Origin of the sequence: Escherichia sp. AM3 (genome assembly GCF_032029835.1) — a bacterium.
Taxonomy (GTDB): domain Bacteria; phylum Pseudomonadota; class Gammaproteobacteria; order Enterobacterales; family Enterobacteriaceae; genus Escherichia; species Escherichia coli.
Window position 1 is genome coordinate 1 of record NZ_JAVUPQ010000163.1, and the last position, 3466, is coordinate 3466.

4 protein-coding genes and 1 pseudogene are annotated in these 3466 nt (G+C 47.3%); 4 read left to right on the forward strand and 1 reads right to left on the reverse strand.

Annotated elements, in window-relative coordinates; translation table 11 throughout:
• From RTW80_RS23270 to RTW80_RS23285, 4 genes are all read left to right on the forward strand, one after another.
• The coding region (locus RTW80_RS23270) for a KilA-N domain-containing protein (protein ID WP_144039530.1) at positions 1–741 on the forward strand (741 nt) is incomplete at its 5' end.
• A 7-nt stretch (positions 742–748) separates the two neighbouring features.
• On the forward strand, positions 749–1738 hold the full coding sequence (locus tag RTW80_RS23275) for a DUF968 domain-containing protein (protein ID WP_024172633.1): 990 nt from the start codon (positions 749–751) through the stop codon (positions 1736–1738).
• A 17-nt stretch (positions 1739–1755) separates the two neighbouring features.
• Positions 1756–2109 (forward strand): antiterminator Q family protein, encoded by a 354-nt coding sequence (locus tag RTW80_RS23280; RefSeq protein WP_021534260.1) that lies wholly within the window; start codon positions 1756–1758, stop codon positions 2107–2109.
• Positions 2110–2188: 79 nt separating this feature from the next.
• Entirely contained in the window at positions 2189–3229 is a 1041-nt protein-coding gene (locus tag RTW80_RS23285; protein WP_001025377.1) for a DNA cytosine methyltransferase, read from the forward strand.
• Here RTW80_RS23285 and RTW80_RS23290 read toward each other — a convergent pair.
• Positions 3198–3466: pseudogene (locus RTW80_RS23290) on the reverse strand (hypothetical protein); the annotation flags it as partial. The gene RTW80_RS23285 and the pseudogene RTW80_RS23290 sit on opposite strands and share 32 nt — an antisense overlap.

Here is a 3466-nt window from a genome sequence, read left to right on the forward strand (position 1 = left end):
GATCTGCATCGCGCAGCAGTAGCATCTGGTGCAAATGCCAGAACCAAGGAGCCAGGAAAGTTTCTTTCCAGCCAACAAACTGTTGAGCTTGTTCATGAATTGACCAACACCCAGAATTTGGGTGTTGACCCGGTGAGTGTGATTCATGGGGGAAATGAACGGGGAACGTATGTCTGCAAGGAACTGGTGTATGCCTATGCAATGTGGATCAGCCCGTCATTCCATCTGAAGGTGATCCGTACTTTCGACATGGTAACCAGCGCACCGGAAAAATTATCCGGACAGGCTGCTGACAAGATGCAGGCTGGTGTGATTCTGCTGGACTTTATGCGCCGGGAATTAAACCTGTCTAACTCTTCAGTGCTTGGTGCCTGTCAGAAACTCCAGGAGGCTGTTGGCTTACCGAATCTGGCACCGCGCTATGCCATTGATGCTCCTGCTGACGCGCCTGATGGCTCAAGCCGCCCCACGCTGTCGCTGAGTGCACTGCTGAAACAGTATGGTATCCGCCTGACGGCTAATCAGGCATATCACCAGATGGCGAAGCTGGGGATCGTTGAACAACGCGAACGATACAGCCGTACCGCGATTAACAACATCAAAAAATTCTGGTCGCTGACAGCGAAAGGCTGCATGTTCGGCAAGAACATCACCAGTCCCGCAAATCCGCGCGAGACGCAGCCGCATTTCTTCGAATCCCGATTCCCTGAGCTGTTAAAGCTGCTCGATACCGTTCATTGAGGTGACCGTGAGAGCACTACTGACCCCTGAAATTGCCCCGCGTATGGGGATCGTATTGTTCAGGCCCGGTTCAGAGCTGATGCCCCTGTTTATGCAGGGGCGTGTCCTGCTGGAGCCTGAGCCGGAGCATTATTCATCTTTCGCCAGTGGTGCCGTTCCCGCGGCGTCACAACCGCTGGCGGATGATCCTGCCGTTTGGGCCGTGTTCCGCAATGAGGCAGTGATCCGTCGTGCTGGTGGCGTGGAATGTCTTGAAAGCTGGTTACTTCGTGAAAAAGGCTGCCAGTGGCCTCATTCCGACTGGCACAGCGAGAACATGACCACAATGCGACACGCTCCGGGTGCAATCCGTCTGTGCTGGCACTGCGATAACCAGCTGCGCGATCAGTTCACGGAACGGCTGGAATCAATGGCAACGGATAACTGTGCCCGCTGGGTGTTGTCTGTTGTGCGTCGGGATCTCGGTTTTGATGACAGTCACGTTGTGACAATGCCGGAACTGTGCTGGTGGCTGATTCGTAATGACCTGGCGGATGCCTTACCGGAAAGTGCAGCCCGTAAGGCACTGAGATTACCGAAGCCTGTTGTGCCGTCTGTCACCCGGGAAAGTGACCTTGTGCCTTCGGTTCCTGCTACCAGCATCATCCAGGATAAGGCGAAAAAGGTGCTGGCGCTGAAAGTGGATCCGGAGTCGCCGGAGTCTTTTATGTTACGCCCAAAACGTCGCCGCTGGGTTAATGAAAAGTACACGCGCTGGGTTAAGACACAGCCGTGTGCATGTTGTGGAAAGCCTGCTGATGATCCCCACCACCTGATAGGTCACGGTCAGGGTGGAATGGGTACAAAAGCGCATGACCTCTTTGTGTTGCCTTTGTGCAGAAAGCATCACGACGAGCTGCATGCAGATACCGTGGCATTTGAAGAGATGTATGGCTCCCAGCTGGAGCTGATATTTCGTTTTATCGATCGTGCGCTGGCAATTGGCGTGCTGGCCTGATTTTGTGGAGAAAGTTGATGCGTGATATGTATGAAGTTTTGGACCGCTGGGGGGCATGGGCTGCTGCAGAAAACAGTGGTGTGGACTGGCAACCGGTAGCTGCTGGCTTCAAGCGGCTTTTACCTCATGGCAGAAAGTCCCGGATTCAGTGCGATGATGATGAGGGCATCATAATAGACGGTTGTGTCGCTAGGTTGCGTAAATACAAGCCGGCAGAGTATGAGCTGATAATTGCTCACTTTGTTGTTGGCATTTCGCTCCGTACAATTGCAAAGAAGCGGAAATGTTCAGACGGAACAGTTCGAAAAGATATGCAAACAGCTATGGGGTTTATTGATGGATGCTTGTCATTTTTTTATTTAATACAATGAGTTAAGTGCTATGTAAAATCATTCTACTTTCCCAACTTTTATGTGTATATAATACCAGGGTAAAGTAACGGAGAATCTTGTGAACATTCAAGCAGTAGACATTTTTTGTGGCGCAGGGGGCTTAACTTTTGGGCTAAAAAAAGCCGGGATTGAAGTTTCTCATGGCATTGATATTGATGAGTCCTGCCGTTTCGCTATTGAGAGCAATAATCCCTTAACGAAGTTCATTAACCAGTCAGTTACTGAACTGCAATCCAGCGATGTGTCTGCTATGTTCAAGGAAGGAAATATTAGATTACTTGCAGGCTGTGCCCCTTGCCAACCGTTTTCCAAGTATCGTAATCCAAATAGCAGAAAAGATGATACAAAGTGGCGTCTTTTATCTGAGTTTCAGAGGATTGTAAGTGATGTCATGCCAGAGCTTGTGACTATGGAAAATGTTCCTCAACTTAGAAATCATAAGGTTTTTGAAGAGTTTGTTAGTGTATTAAAGACTCTTGGGTATCATCTGTGGTACGACGTTGTAAAATGTTCCGAGTATGGCTTGCCTCAAAATAGACGTAGATTAATTCTAATTGGGTCCATATTGGGGCCAATCAGCCTTGATCAAAAAAAAGTAAGCCGTAAAGTTACAGTAAAGGATGCTATTGGTCAGTTGCCAAAAATAGGTGCAGGGGAGAAACTCGAAAGTGATCCATTGCATCGTTCGCCTAAATTAAGGGATATTAACCTTAAACGAATCTTGCACTCTTTACCAGGTGGTACGTGGGATGATTGGCCTGAAGAAATTAGAGCGGATTGCCATAAAAAGCATTCAGGTGCTACCTATAAAAGTGTTTATGGACGGATGGTTTGGGACGATACTAGTCCTACAATAACTACCCAATGTTATGGATATGGTAATGGGCGATTCGGACATCCTGAGCAAAATAGAGCAATAACTTTGCGTGAAGCTGCTATTTTACAATCTTTTCCTATGGATTATAAATTTATTGGAAAAAATACGCCTTTTTCATTCCAAAAGTTAGGAACGATGATTGGTAATGCTGTTCCCCCTATAATTGGCCAAGTAATAGGGAGAACGTTTGTTAGGCATGTTGAGGGGATAAATATCCGTTAGAGATAATATAATCTTCAGTTGAGTTTATTAATAAACGAAGATATAGATCAACTCTCTCTGCTCTAGACTTAACTTCTTCTAAGGGGTCAATTTGCCCCTTTTTAGAGAAGCTAGTACTTCCATGCGCGAGTTCGTTTCTGATATCCTTAAGCAAGTCTAAGTCAATACCATTTCTACATTCAGGTGAGTTTGCGATAGTTATTCCGTAAGCCTGCGTTATTTTGTGTAATACAGGCT